Source organism: Bradyrhizobium sp. 147 (assembly GCF_023073935.1).
GTDB lineage: Bacteria > Pseudomonadota > Alphaproteobacteria > Rhizobiales > Xanthobacteraceae > Bradyrhizobium.
The window spans coordinates 26653-42482 of record NZ_JADPKL010000010.1; the positions used below are offsets into that span (position 1 = coordinate 26653).

Here is a 15830-nt window from a genome sequence, read left to right on the forward strand (position 1 = left end):
GCAGACCTCATGTCCATCCTGATCGACAAGAACACCAAGGTCATCTGCCAGGGCTTTACCGGCAAGAACGGCACCTTCCATTCCGAGGCCGCGATTGCCTATGGCACCAAGATGGTCGGCGGCACCTCGCCGGGTAAAGGCGGCGCGACGCATCTGGGCCTGCCGGTGTTCGACACCGTGCGCGAGGCGCGTGAGAAGACCGGCGCCGACGCGTCGGTGATCTACGTGCCCCCGCCGGGCGCGGCCGACGCGATCTGCGAAGCTATCGATGCCGAGATTCCGCTGATCGTCTGCATCACCGAAGGCATTCCGGTCGTGGACATGGTGCGGGTGAAGCGCTCGCTGATCGGTTCCAAGTCGCGCCTGATCGGGCCGAACTGCCCGGGCGTCATGACCGCGGGCGAGTGCAAGATCGGCATCATGCCGGCCAACATCTTCAAGACCGGCAGCGTCGGCATCGTCTCCCGCTCCGGCACCTTGACCTATGAAGCCGTGTTCCAGACCTCCCAGGAAGGCCTCGGCCAGACCACTGCTGTCGGCATCGGCGGCGACCCGGTCAAGGGAACCGAGTTCATCGACGTGCTGGAAATGCTGCTCGCCGATCCCAAGACCGAGTCGATCATCATGATCGGCGAGATCGGCGGTTCCGCCGAGGAGGACGCCGCCCAGTTCCTCAAGGACGAGGCCAAGCGCGGGCGCAAGAAGCCGATGGTCGGCTTCATTGCCGGTGTCACCGCACCTCCCGGCCGCCGGATGGGTCACGCCGGCGCGATCATCTCGGGCGGCAAGGGCGACGCCGGTTCCAAGACCGAAGCGATGAAATCGGCCGGAATCGTGGTCTCTCCCTCGCCCGCACGTCTCGGTCATACGCTTGCCGAAAAGTTGAAGGGCTAATTCACTTCTTCGTATTTTTCCGGGCGAAGTTTCGCAGCAAATAGGGTAAAGGGTGCCTGTCGCGCCGAGCCTCTGCCGGGAGCTCGGCGCCAGCGCCGTTTGTTATGCGCGAACCGAAATCGCCAGGAACTCCAGTATGTCTCGCCAGGACGCGAACGCAGCCTTTGCCCTCTCATCCTTTTTGCAGGGCACCAACGCCACCTACATCGACGAAATCTACGCCCGCTACCAGAAGGATCCGTCCTCGGTCGACCCCGAGTGGCAGGAGTTCTTCAAGAGCCTGAATGACCAGCCCGGCGACATCAGCAAGAACGCCGAAGGTCCTTCCTGGGAGCGCGCCAACTGGCCGCTGACCCCGCAGGACGAGCTGACCTCCGCTCTCGACGGCAACTGGGCCGAGGTCGAGAAGTCGGTCGGCAACAAGATCGCCGCCAAGGCGCAGGCCAAGGGGGGCGGCCTGTCTTCCGCCGACCTGCTCCAGGCCACGCGCGACTCCGTCCGCGCCCTGATGCTGATCCGCTCCTACCGCATGCGCGGCCACTTCCATGCCAAGCTCGATCCGCTCGGCATCGAAGCCCCGCGCAACCGCGAAGAGCTCGACCCGCGCACCTACGGCTTCAGCGAAGCCGATTTCGACCGCAAGATCTTCCTCGATCACGTGCTCGGTCTCGAATACGGCACGCTGCGCGAGATCACCGCGATCTGCGAGCGCACCTACTGCCAGACCCTCGGTGTCGAGTTCATGCACATCAGCAATGCCGCGCAGAAGGCCTGGATCCAGGAGCGCATCGAGGGGCCGGACAAGGAGATCTCGTTCACCCGCGAAGGTCGTCGCGCCATCCTGATGAAGCTGATCGAAGCCGAAGGCTTCGAGAAATTCTGTGACACCAAGTTCACCGGCACCAAGCGCTTCGGCCTCGACGGCGGTGAATCGCTGATTCCCGCACTGGAGCAGATCATCAAGCGTGGCGGCAATCTTGGCGTGAAGGAGATCGTGCTGGGCATGCCGCATCGCGGCCGCCTCAACGTGCTGACCCAGGTCATGGGCAAGCCGCACCGGGCACTGTTCCACGAATTCAAGGGCGGCTCGGCCAATCCCGATGCAGTCGAAGGCTCCGGGGACGTCAAGTATCACCTCGGCGCCTCCTCGGACCGCGAGTTCGACGGCAACCGTATCCACCTGTCGCTGACAGCGAACCCCTCGCATCTCGAGATCGTCGATCCCGTCGTACTCGGCAAGGTCCGCGCCAAGCAGGACCAGCACGGCGATCCGCCGGATATGCGCATTTCCGTCATGCCGCTGCTGATGCACGGCGACGCGGCGTTCGCTGGCCAAGGTGTCGTTGCCGAATGCTTCGGTCTGTCGGACCTGAAGGGCTACCGCACCGGCGGCTCCGTGCACTTCATCGTCAACAACCAGATCGGCTTCACCACCTATCCGCGTTACTCGCGCTCGTCGCCCTATCCGTCCGATGTGGCGAAGATGATCGACGCGCCGATCTTCCACGTGAACGGCGACGATCCCGAAGCCGTCGTGTTCGCGGCTAAAGTTGCTACCGAGTTCCGGCAGAAATTCCACAAGCCCGTCGTTATCGACATGTTCTGCTACCGCAGGCATGGCCATAACGAGGGCGATGAGCCAGCCTTCACCCAGCCGGTGATGTACAAGAGGATTGCCGCCCATCCCTCGACGCTGGAGCTCTACTCGCGGCGTCTGATCAGCGAAGGCGTGATCACCGAGGGCGAGGTCGACAAGGCCAAGGCCGACTGGCGCGCCCGGCTTGATGCCGAGTTCGAGGCGGGCACCTCCTACAAGCCGAACAAGGCCGACTGGCTCGACGGCAAATGGGCAGGCTTCAAGATCGCCGACCAGGAAGAGGATGCGCGCCGCGGCGTCACCGGCGTCGACCTGCCGATCCTCAAAGACATCGGCCGGAAGATCACCAAGGTGCCGGACGGCTTCCGGGTCCACCGCACCATCCAGCGTTTTCTGGAAAATCGCGCCAAGGCGATCGAGAACGGCGTCGGTATCGACTGGGCGACCGGCGAGGCGCTGGCGTTCTGCACGCTGCTTCAGGAAAACCATCACGTCCGCCTGTCCGGACAGGATTCCGAGCGCGGCACGTTCTCGCAGCGTCACTCCGTCCTGATCGACCAGGAAGACGAGAGCCGCTACACGCCGTTCAACCATCTCGGCAGCGAGCAGGGCCATTACGAGGTCATCAACTCGCTGCTGTCTGAAGAGGCCGTGCTCGGCTTCGAATACGGCTATTCGCTCGCCGAGCCGAACACGCTGACGCTGTGGGAAGCCCAGTTCGGCGACTTCGCCAACGGCGCGCAGGTCGTATTCGACCAGTTCATCTCCTCGGGCGAGCGCAAATGGCTGCGCATGTCCGGTCTCGTCTGCCTCTTGCCGCACGGCTATGAGGGCCAGGGACCGGAGCACTCCTCGGCACGTCTCGAGCGTTATTTGCAGATGTGCGCCGAAGACAACATGCAGGTGGTCTACCCGACCACGCCGGCGAACTACTTCCACGTGCTGCGGCGCCAGCTCCACCGCGAGATCCGCAAGCCGCTGATCATGATGACGCCGAAATCGCTGCTGCGCCACAAGCGGGCGGTGTCGCGTCTCGAGGAGCTGGCGAAAGGCACGACCTTCCACCGTATCCTTTATGATGACGCCCAGATGCTGCCCAACGAGGCGATCAAGCTCGTCCCTGACGAGAAGATCCGCCGCATCGTGCTCTGCTCCGGCAAGGTCTATTACGACCTCTATGAGGAGCGCGAGAAGCGCGGCATCGACGACATCTATCTGATGCGCGTCGAGCAGCTCTATCCGGTGCCGCTGAAGGCGCTGGTGGCCGAGCTGTCCCGCTTCAAGAAGGCCGAAGTGATCTGGTGCCAGGAAGAGCCCCGCAACATGGGTGCCTGGCACTTCATCGAGCCCTATCTGGAATGGGTGCTGAACCAGGTGAACGGCGCGAGCCGGCGTCCGCGTTATGTCGGTCGCGCCGCCTCGGCTGCGACCGCCACGGGTCTGATGTCCAAACATCAGGCGCAGCTGAAGGCGTTCCTGGACGAAGCACTGAGCTGAACTTCTTGAACTGTGTCATGCCCCGCCTCGTGCGCGACCGCGTACTGGGGTGGGGCATCCAGTACGCCGTGTCGTCCGTGCAGCATACGTACGCCCGGTTTGCTGGATGGCTTGCTTTTCGCAGGCGATGACATCCGCACTTATGACCGCATTGGCGATCTCCTTAAGGAAAAGACCATGACTGAAATTCGTGTGCCGACGCTCGGCGAATCCGTCACCGAGGCCACCATCGGCCGCTGGTTCAAGAAGGCCGGCGACCCCGTCGCCGTGGACGAGCCCTTGGTGGAGCTCGAGACCGACAAGGTCACCATCGAGGTCCCGGCGCCGTCCGCCGGCACGCTGAGCGAGATCATTGCCGCCGATGGCGCGACTGTTGCGGTCGGCGCGCTGCTCGGCCAGATCACGGAAGGCGCAGCCGCTGCAAAGCCGGCTGCTGCTGCCGCCAAGCCCGCCGCTGCTGCTCCTGCGGCCGCTGCCGCCGCTCCTGCAGCAGCCTCGGCCGCGAAAGCGCCGCCGGCCGATGCGCCGCTCGCCCCCTCGGTGCGCAAGCTGTCGGCCGAGACCGGCATCGATGCCTCGACCGTTCCGGGCTCCGGCAAGGACGGCCGCGTCACCAAGGGCGATATGCTCGCCGCGATCGAGCGTGCGGCGTCCGCGCCGACCCCGGTCAACCAGCCCGCCGCTGCCGTGCAGGTGCGCGCACCGTCGCCGGCCGATGACGCCGCCCGCGAAGAGCGCGTCAAGATGACCCGCCTGCGTCAGACCATCGCGCGCCGCCTCAAGGACGTGCAGAACACCGCCGCCATGCTCACGACCTTCAACGAGGTCGACATGACCAACGTCATGGCGCTGCGTGCCCATTACAAGGATGCGTTCGAGAAGAAGCATGGTGCCAAGCTCGGCTTCATGGGCTTCTTCACCAAAGCCGTCGTGCAGGCGCTGAAGGACATTCCGGCCGTCAACGCCGAGATCGACGGCACCGACCTGATCTACAAGAACTACTACCACATCGGCGTCGCCGTCGGCACCGACAAGGGTCTCGTCGTGCCCGTGGTGCGCGACTGCGACCACAAGTCGATCTCCGATATCGAGAAGAGCATCGCCGATTTCGGCCGCCGTGCCCGCGACGGCCAGCTCAAGATCGACGAGATGCAGGGCGGCACCTTCACCATCACCAATGGCGGCATCTACGGCTCGCTGATGTCGACCCCGATCCTGAACGCGCCGCAATCCGGCATCTTGGGCATGCACAAGATCCAGGAGCGACCGATGGTCGTCGGCGGCAAGATCGAGGTCCGCCCGATGATGTATCTGGCGCTGTCCTACGATCACCGCGTCATCGACGGCAAGGAAGCCGTGACCTTCCTGGTCCGCGTCAAGGAGAGCCTGGAAGATCCGGCACGCCTGGTGCTCGATCTCTGATTGCCGTTGCTCTGCGAGCGCCGTCGCCATTCGCGGCGGCGCGTGTCGAACCATGGAGGCGCGCGTGACGGATAAAGTCGTTGTCATTACCGGCGGCAGCCGCGGCATCGGGCGGGCGACCGCGCTTGCGGCGGCCGCGCGCGGCTTTCGCGTCGTGGTCGGCTATGCCAGCAACAAGATTGCCGCGGACGAGGTGGTCGCGCAGATCGAGGCTGGTAACGGCAGTGCCATCGCCGTGAAATGCGATGTCGCGGAGGAAAGCGACATCCTCGAACTGTTCAAGCAAGCCGACAAGTTCGGCGCGCTGGGCGCGCTCGTCAACAATGGCGGCATCGTCGGCAAGAGCGGCGTGCGCGTCGACGAGATGTCGGCCGAACGCATCCAGCGCGTGATGGCCGTGAACGTCACCGGCTCCATTCTCTGCGCGCGCGAGGCGGTGAAGCGGATGTCGACCAGGCACGGCGGCAAGGGCGGCGTCATCGTCAACCTGTCATCGGTGGCTGCCAAGCTCGGCGCACCCAACACCTATGTCGATTACGCCGCGTCCAAGGGCGCGGTCGATTCCTTCACCGTCGGCCTCGGCTATGAGGTCGCAGGCGAAGGCATCCGCGTCGCCGCGATCCGCCCCGGCCTGATCGACACCGAAATCCACGCTGCCGGCGGCGAGCCCGACCGCGCCCATCGCCTGGCCCATCTGGTGCCGATGAAGCGCGTCGGCACCGCCGAGGAAATCGCCAACGCCATCGTCTGGCTGATCTCGGACGAGGCCTCCTACGTCACCTCCGCCATTCTCGATGTGTCCGGCGGGCGCTGACACATCCTCATCACGCTAAACCTACGGGACTTTCTCTCATGGCTACCTACGATCTCGTCGTCATCGGCACCGGACCGGGCGGATATGTCTGCGCGGTGCGCGCAGCCCAGCTCGGCATGAAAGTCGCCGTGGTCGAAAAGAACGCTACCCTCGGCGGCACCTGCCTCAATGTCGGCTGCATGCCCTCGAAGGCGCTGCTGCACGCGTCCGAGATGTTCGAGGAAGCCGGCCATTCCTTCGCGAAAATGGGCGTGAGCGTTCCCGCGCCGAAGCTCGATTTGCCGGCGATGATGAACTTCAAGCAGCAGGGCATCGACGGCAACGTCAAGGGCGTCGAGTTCCTGATGAAGAAGAACAAGATCGACGTGCTCAAAGGCGCCGGCAAGATCCTCGGCACCGGCAAGGTCGAAGTCTCCGCCGACGGCAAGTCGCAAGTGGTCGAGACCAAGAACATCGTGATCGCCACCGGCTCGGACATCGCGCGTCTCAAGGGCATCGAGATCGACGAGAAGCGCATCGTGTCCTCGACCGGCGCGCTGTCGCTGGACAAGGTACCCGGCAGATTGCTGGTTATTGGCGCGGGCGTGATCGGGCTCGAACTTGGCTCTGTGTGGCGCCGGCTTGGGTCCGAAGTCATGGTGGTCGAATTCCTCGATCGCATTCTGCCCGGCATGGACGGCGAGGTCGCCCGGCAATTCCAGCGGATCCTTGAAAAGCAGGGATTTGCATTCAAGCTGGGTTCGAAGGTCACCGGCGTCGAAGCCAACAGCAAGGCATTGCTCGCGAAAATCGAACCGGCTGGCGGCGGTGCCGCCGAGACCATCGAGGCCGATGTCGTTCTGGTCTGCATCGGCCGCACGCCCTACACCGACGGGCTCGGCCTGAAGGAAGCCGGTGTCGCGCTCGACGCACGCGGCCGCGTCCAGATCGATCCGCATTTCGCCACCAGCCTGAGGGGCGTCTACGCCATCGGCGACGTGGTGGCAGGCCCGATGCTCGCGCACAAGGCCGAGGATGAAGGCGTCGCGGTCGCAGAGATCATTGCGGGCCAGGCCGGCCACGTGAACTACGACGTCATTCCGGGCGTCGTGTATACCACGCCGGAAGTATCCTCCGTCGGCAAGACCGAGGAGGAGCTGAAGCAGGCCGGCGTCGCCTATACCGTCGGCAAGTTTCCCTTTACCGCCAACGGCCGCTCCAAGGTCAACCAGACCACTGACGGCTTTGTGAAGATTCTCGCAGATGCGAAGACCGATCGCGTGCTCGGCGTGCACATTATCGGCCGCGAAGCCGGCGAAATGATCCATGAAGCCTGCGTTCTCATGGAGTTTGGTGGCAGTGCGGAGGATCTCGCCCGCACCTGCCACGCCCACCCGACCCGCTCGGAAGCGGTCAAGGAAGCCGCGCTTGCGGTCGGCAAGCGGGCCATCCATATGTAGTCCAAGGCCCGAACCGAATCGGGCGGGACAACACATGCTGCGCCGCCTTCTTCAACCGGTCTGGGTCCTGCTTGCGATCGTCTTCCTGATCGAAGCCTGGCTGTGGGACCATCTCGAGCCGATCGTTGCAAAAATCGTCGCGGCGATCCCGCTCGCGCGCTTCAAGCAATGGCTGACGGAGCGCGTCGATGCGCTATCGCCGGCCATGACGCTGATCGTGTTTGCGGTCCCGATCATCCCGCTGTTTCCGCTCAAGCTGGTCGGGCTGTGGCTGCTCGCGCACGAATACTGGACCAGCGCGGTGTTCACCATCGTGTTCGCGAAGATGCTTGGCCTCGGCGTCACCGCTTTCGTGTTCGACGTGACGCGCGCCAAACTGTTGGAGATGCACTGGTTCGAGCGGCTCTACGAGCTGGTGCTGAAGGTGCGCGCCAAGGCCGCCGCGCTGGTCGACCCGGTCAAGCGGCGGATCCGCGAGCTGATCACCGGCAACGGCGAGGGATGGTCCTCCCGCACGCTCCGCCTGATCCAGCGCTTCCGCAAGAGCGTGCACGAAGCGCGGTAGCTGCTCGCCTCATATCCGGTGTCATCTCCACATATTCACTGTCATAGCCCGCGAAGGCGGCAAGCCGGGGCATGACAGCGGAATGTGGCGACGGATTCGCGGCGCCGTCGTCACGCGCCGCGCTCAATGCAAATGCAACAGATGCGGCCACCACAGGCCGAGCGCGGTCATGACCAGGCCGGCAATCGTCAGCACGCCACTGACATAGGCGAGCGCGAACATGCCGGTGATGATGGTGGCTGAGGCCAGCACGATGCCGATCTGGAAGGCGGCCGAGGCCAGCTCGAAATGATGGTACTTCGCGGTCGCCTCGTCGCGATCGTGCTCGGCATGCTTGGCCTTCTCGGCGAGTTGCTCGGTGCCCTCGCCGGTCTCGGGCTCGGAGCGGTAGCGCTGCGCGGTCTTGGTCCAGTCGTCGACCTGTTTCTGCACCGTCGCCTTCATGGCCTCGTCGGTCGTGCCACCCAGCGTCAGCTTGCCCTGTTCTGCCGCGGTCACCACCACGGTGCGGCGGATGCTCTTGGCCTGGAAGAACGCCCAGAGATTGGCGGCCTCGACGTTCTTGCTGATCGATTCGGTCTGGGCCCCCTTGCCCAGCGTTTCCGAGATCGCCAGGAACAGCGCCAGAACCGCGATCAGGAGCGCGATCTTCTTGTTCGAGCCGGACGCGTGTTCAGCGTGCTCGGCATGCTCCATGCTTTCATGTGCGCTCATGATGTCCCTCCTGCCTCGGTTCCCCACGATTGACCGAACCGCGTGCGCCGCGCAAGAGGCAAGCACGTTATGACGTCAGTGTGTCAGCGCCGCGGATGCGCGCTGCCATAGACTTCGAGCAGCCGCTCGGAATCGATGCCGGTATACACCTGTGTGGTCGAGAGCGAGGAATGGCCGAGCAATTCCTGAATCGCGCGCAGATCGCCGCCGCGCGAGAGCAAATGCGTGGCGAAGGAATGGCGGAGCGCATGCGGGGTGGCGCTGTCGGGCAGGCCGAGCGCGCCGCGCAGCCGCTCCATCGCGAGCTGGATGATGCGCGGGCTCAAGGGCCCGCCGCGCGCGCCGACGAAGATCGGGCCCTCGGCGGGCAGCGGATACGGGCACATCGCAACGTATTCCTGCACCAGCGCGAGCACGTTTTGCAGCACCGGCACCATGCGGGTCTTGTTGCCTTTACCGGTGACGACGAGCACGTCGCCCTCGCCCGGTCGCGGCACCTCGCGGCGCTTCAGGCCGAGCGCCTCGGAGATGCGCAGACCCGAGCCATACAGCAGCGCCATCACCGCAGCATCGCGCGCCAGAATCCAGGTCTCGCGTTCCTCGCCGGCGCGCTCGTCGGCATCCGCAAGCCGTTTGGCCGACGCCATCGGCAGCGGCTTTGGCAGGCTTTTTGCGACCTTCGGCGCGCGGATCGCGGATAGCGCGCCGACCTTGCCCTTGCCTTCGCGCTCGAGGAAGCGGCCGAACGAGCGCAGGCCTGCGAGCGCGCGCATCAGCGAGCGACCGGCAATATCGTCGGCTCTGCGCATCGCCATGAAGGCGCGCACATCAGTGGCTTCCAGCGCGGCGAAGCGCTCAAGCGTGACGCGCTCGCCCCAATGGGAGCAGAGGAAATCCAGGCATTGCCGCAAGTCGCGGCCATAGGCCTCCAGCGTCTTCGGCGACAGCCGCCGCTCGGCGCCGAGATGCGACAGCCAGCGCGCCATCTCCTGCACGATTGAGGGATCCGCGCTGGCGAGTTCGATGGGTGGGGCGGCCGCTTTGCTCATGCACTCTGGACGTGGTGATTCCGTAAGTATATCGCATCACACCCGTTTATCGTTCGCTAAGGCCGCCCCAGGGCGCTAGCCTTGAGACGTCCTAGGTTCCGATTCTCCCCCCAAGCCAGTTCATGGATCATTCGCCGCGCAGCACGTCCGCCCCCGCCACCGCGACCCCTATGGTCGACGTGCTGGTGCCGGTCGCGCTCGACCAGACCTATTCCTACAAGGTGCCGCGCGGGATGGAGCTGAAGGCCGGCGATCTCGTCGGCGTGCCGCTCGGGGCGCGCGAGGTACTGGCCGTGGTCTGGGCCGAAAACGCCAATCCCGATCCGCGCCTGCATAACCGTCTCAAGGACGTCAGCGAGAAGCTCGACATCCCGCCGTTGAAGGGCGAGCTGCGCGCGGTCGTCGATTGGGTCGCCAATTACACGCTGAGCCCGCGCGGCATGGTGCTGCGCATGTGCCTGCGCATGGGCGAAAATCTCGGCCCTGAACGGATGCGCGCCGGCGTGCGCCTGGTCGGCGATCCGCCGAAGCGCCTGACGCCGGCGCGGCAGCGCCTGATCGCGGTGTTGTCGGACCGGCTGCTGCACGGCAAGTCCGAGGCCGCCAAGGAAGCGGGCGTCTCGGCGGGCGTGATCGACGGCCTCGTCGACGAAGGCACGCTCACGGTCGAACCGATGCCGCCGCCTCCGCCGCCGCCAGCACCCGATCCGGATTTTGGCCGGCCGGATTTCGCACCGCTCCAACGCGCGGCGGTCGATACGATGCGCGCGCTCGCGGCCAACGGCACCTTCCACGTCGCGCTGCTCGACGGCGTCACCGGCTCGGGCAAGACACAGGTTTATTTCGAGGCGGTCGCGGAAGCCATTCGTCGCGGAAAACAGTCGCTGATCCTGATGCCGGAGATTGCGCTCACCGGCCAGTTCCTCGACCGCTTCGCGCAGCGCTTCGGCGTTCGGCCGCTGGAATGGCATTCGGAGCTGACGCCGCGCACCCGCGCGCGCAATTGGGCGGCGATCTCCGCCGGCAGCGCACCGGTCGTGGTCGGCGCGCGCTCGGCGCTGTTCCTGCCTTATGCCGATCTCGGCCTCATCATCGTCGACGAAGAGCACGACCAGGCCTACAAGCAGGACGAGGGCGTGCATTACCACGCCCGCGACATGGCGGTGGTGCGCGCGCATATCGCCAAAATACCGGTCGTGCTGGCCTCCGCGACGCCTTCGGTCGAGTCCGAGGTCAACGCGCGCAAGAACCGCTATCAGCGCATCGCGCTGCCCGCGCGCTTCGGCGGGCAGCACATGCCGCATATCGAGGCGATCGATCTCCGCCGCGAGCCGCCGGCGCGTGGCCGCTTCATCTCGCCCCGGCTCGCGGGCGAGATCAAGACCGCGATCGAGCGGCGTGAGCAGGCGCTCTTGTTCCTCAATCGCCGCGGCTATGCGCCGCTGACGCTGTGCCGTGCCTGCGGCCATCGCTTCGCCTGCACCATCTGCGACGCCTGGCTGGTCGATCACCGCTTTCGTCAGCGCCTCGTCTGTCATCACTGCGGCTTCTCGATGCCGCGCCCGCACGTCTGCCCGAACTGTTCTGCGGAGGAATCGCTGGTCGCCGTCGGCCCAGGTGTCGAGCGCTTGCAGGAGGAGGCGGCCGCGCTGTTCCCGGACGCGCGCACCATGGTGCTGTCGAGCGATCTCATCACCTCGATCGAGACGATGCGCAGCGAGCTTGCCGAGATCGCGGAGGGCCGTGTCGACATCATCATCGGCACGCAGCTCGTCGCGAAGGGTCACAATTTCCCGCGGCTTAATCTGGTCGGCGTGGTCGATGCGGATCTCGGCCTCTCCAACGGCGACCCGCGCGCGGCAGAGCGCACCTGGCAATTGCTCAACCAGGTGATAGGCCGCGCCGGACGCGAGCAGGGCCGCGGCGTCGGCTATCTCCAGACCCACCAGCCCGATCATCCCGTGATGAAGGCGCTGATCGCCTGCGACCGCGAGGCCTTTTACGACAGCGAGATCGACCTGCGCGAGAAGACGCTCTATCCGCCGTTCGGCCGGCTCGCCAGCCTGATCATCTCGGCAGGCGACCGGCCGAGCGCGGAAGGCTTTGGCCGCCGCCTGGTGGCGCTGGCGCCACGAGACGAGCGCGTGGTGGTGCTGGGGCCGGCGGAAGCACCGCTCGCGGTCATCAAGGGCCGCTATCGCTTCCGCATCCTGGTGAAATCGGCGCGCGGCTTCGATCTGTCGGATTATCTGCGGAACTGGCTCGCCGTGTGCCCGAAGCCGACGGGCAATCTCAAGCTCGAGGTCGACGTCGATCCGCAGAGCTTTTTGTAGGATTTGCCCCGGAATGACAGAACGTAAAAAAAAGCCTGCGGTCCCCCAAGACCGCGGGCTTGTTTCATGCGCGCATCAAACTGATGAAAACTGCGCGGCTGAGATGAGGCGCTGGTTCGCGCGTTAGGAGACGACTTCCGCGGTGACGCGGCCGACGCCGGCGCCGGTCAGGCCGATGGCGCGGGCAGCGCCGGTGGAGAGGTCGAGCACGCGGCCACGAATGAACGGGCCGCGGTCATTGATGGTGACGATGACGCTCTGTCCGCCATGGGTGACGCGCAGCTTGGTGCCGAACGGCAGCGAACGATGCGCGGCGGTCATGGCGTTCTGGTTGAAGCGCTGGCCCGAAGCAGTCTTGCTGCCGGATTCGTTGCCATAATAGGAGGCCATGCCGGAGAAGCTGCGGCCCGTGCCCGACGACGGCGTCACCGACGCATTGGCGTTGCGCCAATCGGAGCTCGCGTTGGTATCGTTCTGGGCGTGGTGGCGGTGATGATGATGGTGATGCCGGTGATGTCTGGATTTCGCGGAAGCCTCGGTGGCAGTTCCACCGATGAAGAGAGTTGCGGCAACGAATGCGATCGCCGTGCGCGGCCGGGTCGCAAAGCCCAGCGTCTTCAAAGACAGCATTTAGTGGTCCCTAAGCTAGTATTGCCACATATGTGGCTAGTGGAGCCCCCATCAGTTTGTGAGCGGTATGGCGTTTCCTTTCGCAATGCGGCGTGAATTGGGCAGTAAATCCGCTCTGTGTCGTCATGAAACATCTTGTTACCTGTGCCGGTATTCAGGCGGTGTTCCGTAATCCTATGCTTTAACGATTCATTAACTAGATGATTACTTGCGAATACTGTAAAATGAAGTCATTTCCGCCGCTATTTAGAATTGGGTAAGTATTCAGCGAACGGAACTGACGCGGCGGGATTCACGCCTCAGCGATCCGTGTTCATGGCGGCTATGCGCTGAGGGCAGGAACCAACGGGTGCCGAGCTGCTGCGAGACTCACGGCAATTCCGTGAGCTCATCGTCACGTCGTCGTGGCGTGCGACGAACTGGCGACAGATCCTCGTGCCTTTAATTTGGCGTCATGTTGCACCTGCGCGCCTGCTATGTTAGCAAAGCCGCGATTTTAACGAGCCCGGCACCTCCCGTGTTGGTCGAAAAATCGAAGTCCCGCTTGAATTCCAAGGGCTTGGATCGCTAGGCGCCGCTTCGTGGCGACGGTTTTTCCCTTGCGAGTTTGACAGCAAAAAGAGCGCGTCTGTGGCTGCAGAAGATACGTCCGTTTCCGGTGTGTCCGGCCGTTATGCAACGGCCTTGTTCGAACTGGCCCGCGACCAGAAAGTGGTCGACGAAGTCAAAGCCGATCTTGAGAAATTCGAGGCCCTGCTGACCGAGAGCGCCGATCTCAATCGCCTCGTCCGCAGCCCGGTGTTCGCGGCTGACACCCAGTCCAGGGCCTTGTCGGCCGTCCTGACCAAGGCCGGCATCGCCGGCATCTCCGCCAATTTCCTGAAGGTGCTGACCGCCAATCGCCGCCTGTTCGCGGTGTCGGACGTCATCCGCGCCTACCGCGCCCTCGTCGCCAAGTTCAAGGGCGAGACGACGGCCGATGTCACCGTCGCGGAAACGCTCTCGGGCAAGAATCTCGACGCCCTCAAGGTTGCCCTGAAGTCGGTGACCGGCAAGGACGTCGCGCTGAACGTGAAAGTCGATCCCTCGATCATCGGTGGCCTTGTCGTCAAGCTGGGCAGCCGCATGGTGGATAGTTCGCTTCGCACCAAACTCAATTCGATCAAGCACGCGATGAAAGAGGCAGGCTGATGGACATCCGCGCCGCGGAAATTTCCGCGATCCTCAAGGACCAGATCAAGAATTTCGGCCAGGAAGCTGAAGTCTCCGAAGTCGGACAGGTGCTGTCCGTCGGCGACGGTATCGCTCGCGTCTACGGTCTGGACAACGTCCAGGCCGGTGAAATGGTCGAGTTCGAGAACGGCACCCGCGGCATGGCGCTGAATCTGGAGACCGACAACGTCGGTGTCGTTATTTTCGGTGCCGACCGCGAGATCAAGGAAGGCCAGACCGTCAAGCGTACTCGCGCCATCGTGGACGCGCCGGTCGGCAAGGGCCTGCTCGGTCGCGTCGTCGACGCGCTGGGTAACCCGATCGACGGCAAGGGTCCGATCCAGGCCGACAAGCGCATGCGCGTCGACGTCAAGGCGCCCGGCATCATTCCGCGCAAGTCGGTGAACGAACCGATGGCGACCGGCCTCAAGGCGATCGACGCGCTGATCCCGATCGGCCGCGGTCAGCGCGAGCTGATCATCGGCGACCGCCAGACCGGCAAGACCGCGATCGCGCTCGACACCATCCTGAACCAGAAGCCGCTCAACGCGCAGCCGGACGAGAACATCAAGCTGTACTGCGTCTACGTCGCGGTCGGCCAGAAGCGTTCGACCGTTGCCCAGTTCGTGAAGGTGCTGGAAGAGCAGGGCGCGCTCGAATACTCGATCGTCGTCGCCGCCACCGCCTCGGATCCGGCACCGATGCAGTACATTGCGCCGTTCACCGGCTGCACCATGGGCGAGTACTTCCGCGACAACGGCATGCACGCGGTCATCATCTATGACGATCTGTCCAAGCAGGCCGTCGCATACCGCCAGATGTCGCTGCTGCTGCGCCGCCCGCCGGGCCGCGAAGCCTATCCGGGTGACGTGTTCTATCTGCACTCCCGCCTGCTCGAGCGCGCGGCGAAGCTGAACAAGGACCAGGGCTCGGGCTCGCTGACCGCGCTGCCGGTGATCGAAACCCAGGCCAACGACGTGTCGGCCTACATTCCGACCAACGTCATCTCGATCACCGATGGCCAGATCTTCCTGGAAACCGATCTGTTCTTCCAGGGCATCCGCCCCGCCGTGAACGTTGGTCTGTCGGTGTCGCGCGTCGGCTCCTCGGCGCAGACCAAGGCCACCAAGAAGGTCGCCGGCAAGATCAAGGGCGAGCTCGCGCAGTACCGCGAAATGGCGGCGTTCGCGCAGTTCGGCTCCGACCTCGACGCCTCGACCCAGCGCCTGCTCAACCGCGGCTCGCGTCTCACCGAACTCCTGAAGCAGCCGCAGTTCTCGCCGCTGAAGATGGAAGAGCAGGTCTGCGTGATCTGGGCCGGCACCAACGGCTATCTCGATCCGCTGCCGCTCAACAAGGTGCGCGCGTTCGAGGACGGCCTGCTCTCGCTGCTGCGCGGCAAGCACGTCGACATCCTCAACACGATCCGCGACAGCCGCGATCTCTCCGACGATACCGCTGCCAAGCTGAAGTCGGTGGTCGAGGGCTACGCGAAGTCTTTCGCATAAGAAGGCCGTCAGGGCCGGGCTAAGGCGCGAAGCGCGTCTTCGCATCTGAAGTCCCGGCCAATCCACGCCTTTCGCGTGGTTTATGAAGACGTGGATGCCCGGGACGAGCCCGGGCATGACGACTGGGATAGGCTAGCGGCTTGACCGTAAGGCTCG

The 15830-nt window shown here is 64.5% G+C and carries 12 protein-coding genes; 9 read left to right on the top strand and 3 right to left on the bottom strand.

Features of this window, described 5'->3' with window-relative positions:
• Positions 1 to 9: 9 nt before the first annotated feature.
• The 6 genes from sucD (at position 10) to IVA87_RS02460 (ending at position 8228) form a co-directional block, all read left to right on the top strand.
• Positions 10 to 894 (top strand): succinate--CoA ligase subunit alpha, encoded by an 885-nt coding sequence (gene sucD / locus IVA87_RS02435; protein WP_247332645.1) that lies wholly within the window; start codon positions 10 to 12, stop codon positions 892 to 894.
• Between the two features lie 136 nt (positions 895 to 1030).
• Positions 1031 to 3988, top strand: coding sequence for a 2-oxoglutarate dehydrogenase E1 component (locus IVA87_RS02440; RefSeq protein WP_247300009.1), 2958 nt, complete (start codon positions 1031 to 1033; stop codon positions 3986 to 3988).
• 177 nt (positions 3989 to 4165) lie between these two features.
• Positions 4166 to 5410 (top strand): 2-oxoglutarate dehydrogenase complex dihydrolipoyllysine-residue succinyltransferase, encoded by a 1245-nt coding sequence (gene odhB, locus IVA87_RS02445; RefSeq protein WP_247300011.1) that lies wholly within the window; start codon positions 4166 to 4168, stop codon positions 5408 to 5410.
• Positions 5411 to 5474: 64 nt separating this feature from the next.
• A complete protein-coding gene (locus IVA87_RS02450; protein WP_247300013.1) occupies positions 5475 to 6224 on the top strand; it encodes an SDR family oxidoreductase in 750 nt (249 codons plus the stop codon).
• A 38-nt stretch (positions 6225 to 6262) separates the two neighbouring features.
• Positions 6263 to 7663 (top strand): dihydrolipoyl dehydrogenase, encoded by a 1401-nt coding sequence (gene lpdA, locus IVA87_RS02455; protein WP_247300015.1) that lies wholly within the window; start codon positions 6263 to 6265, stop codon positions 7661 to 7663.
• A gap of 34 nt (positions 7664 to 7697) precedes the next feature.
• The gene (locus IVA87_RS02460; protein ID WP_247300017.1) at positions 7698 to 8228 is read left to right on the top strand and encodes a hypothetical protein; all 531 of its coding nucleotides are present in this window, start codon (positions 7698 to 7700) and stop codon (positions 8226 to 8228) included.
• 123 nt (positions 8229 to 8351) lie between these two features.
• Here IVA87_RS02460 and IVA87_RS02465 read toward each other — a convergent pair whose 3' ends face one another.
• Both IVA87_RS02465 and IVA87_RS02470 read right to left on the bottom strand, forming a co-directional pair.
• Complete coding sequence (locus IVA87_RS02465; RefSeq protein WP_247300018.1) at positions 8352 to 8942, bottom strand: DUF4337 domain-containing protein; 591 nt, start codon at positions 8940 to 8942, stop codon at positions 8352 to 8354.
• Between the two features lie 83 nt (positions 8943 to 9025).
• Positions 9026 to 9991 carry a tyrosine recombinase XerC gene (locus IVA87_RS02470; RefSeq protein ID WP_247332648.1) on the bottom strand — a complete coding sequence of 322 codons (966 nt, stop codon included), beginning with the start codon at positions 9989 to 9991 and terminating at the stop codon, positions 9026 to 9028.
• Positions 9992 to 10113: 122 nt separating this feature from the next.
• Here IVA87_RS02470 and IVA87_RS02475 point away from each other — a divergent pair, with 122 nt between their 5' ends.
• Positions 10114 to 12324 carry a primosomal protein N' gene (locus IVA87_RS02475; RefSeq protein WP_247300022.1) on the top strand — a complete coding sequence of 737 codons (2211 nt, stop codon included), beginning with the start codon at positions 10114 to 10116 and terminating at the stop codon, positions 12322 to 12324.
• Between the two features lie 123 nt (positions 12325 to 12447).
• Here the strand turns inward: IVA87_RS02475 and IVA87_RS02480 are convergent, their stop codons facing one another.
• Positions 12448 to 12954, bottom strand: a complete 507-nt coding sequence (locus IVA87_RS02480; RefSeq protein ID WP_247300024.1) for a septal ring lytic transglycosylase RlpA family protein — start codon at positions 12952 to 12954, stop codon at positions 12448 to 12450.
• A gap of 630 nt (positions 12955 to 13584) precedes the next feature.
• Between IVA87_RS02480 and IVA87_RS02485 the strand changes: the two genes are divergently transcribed.
• Together IVA87_RS02485 and atpA are read left to right on the top strand one after the other, a co-directional pair.
• The gene (locus IVA87_RS02485) at positions 13585 to 14145 is read left to right on the top strand and encodes a F0F1 ATP synthase subunit delta (protein ID WP_247300025.1); all 561 of its coding nucleotides are present in this window, start codon (positions 13585 to 13587) and stop codon (positions 14143 to 14145) included.
• The gene (gene atpA, locus IVA87_RS02490) at positions 14145 to 15674 is read left to right on the top strand and encodes a F0F1 ATP synthase subunit alpha (RefSeq protein WP_247300026.1); all 1530 of its coding nucleotides are present in this window, start codon (positions 14145 to 14147) and stop codon (positions 15672 to 15674) included. The genes IVA87_RS02485 and atpA overlap by 1 nt, the downstream gene beginning before the upstream one ends.
• Positions 15675 to 15830 lie beyond the last annotated feature (156 nt).